Below are 879 nucleotides of genomic sequence, written 5' to 3'. Positions count from 1 at the left end.
TACTGGGTCTCCGATTTCAACACAACCGATCACATCCTCGTTACACCTATCCTTGAGATCGGTCCTTACTTCATAACTGGCGAACCTGTATGGATAAACATTGAGATGAGCTATCCCTCGGAAATGTTCAAATACTGGGTGACGGAGGCATGAGGTAGATGAGGATCGCAAGGATCATTGCTGCTGTTGCAGTTATAGCGTTGCTCGTCTTCCTAGTATACTACGAGGAGATTCCTCACGCAACGCAGGTCTCCATGACTGGGCCGAGGCCACAGCCCAGTTTTGGATCTTTCCATCCGGTGACCTTTCACATCTCGCGGTCCGCAAAGGTCACAATAGTGTTCATCGGGTCTGAGGCATGCCCATACTGCGATGCTGAGAGCTGGGTGATCTACTACGCCCTTCTGGATTACGGATCGTGGTCATCGATACAGTACGTGCATTCGTACAACGGCGACGTCTTTCCCAACACACCAGGCATAGATCTGATGAACTCGACTTACACATCACCTACCGTCGTATTCCATGGCATCGAACTGTACAACGAGACATGGCAAAGGATATCGTACCTGAATGCAAGCATGAACTCCACCTTCGAGAGATACGATCCGCAGGAGAGCCTGCCCTTCATAATCGTGAACGGGGAATACGTTGAGATCGGATCATCCTATTCTCCGTCTTATCTTTCCAACATGGCCGCGGATCAGGTCATGCAGGAACTGAGTACGGGAAAGGGAAAGGCAGCTTCGGTGATAATGCAGCAGGCATCCTACGTGGACAGTATGATATCCTACCTCATGGCCTGACGCATCATGTATGTTTATAAACAAAGCTGTAAGTTTGAGGGAAGTGGTAAAACTCCCTCTTCGTACAAGAGAT

Annotated in this window: 1 protein-coding gene; it reads left to right on the top strand. The window is 49.3% G+C overall.

Annotated elements, in window-relative coordinates; translation table 11 throughout:
* Positions 1–158 precede the first annotated feature (158 nt).
* Entirely contained in the window at positions 159–806 is a 648-nt protein-coding gene (locus tag DMB44_RS09130; protein ID WP_110642963.1) for a DUF929 family protein, read from the top strand.
* The last annotated feature ends 73 nt before the right edge of the window (positions 807–879 follow it).

Source organism: Thermoplasma sp. Kam2015, from assembly GCF_003205235.1.
Lineage (GTDB): Archaea > Thermoplasmatota > Thermoplasmata > Thermoplasmatales > Thermoplasmataceae > Thermoplasma.
This window is presented reverse-complemented; position numbering and strand designations above follow the sequence as displayed.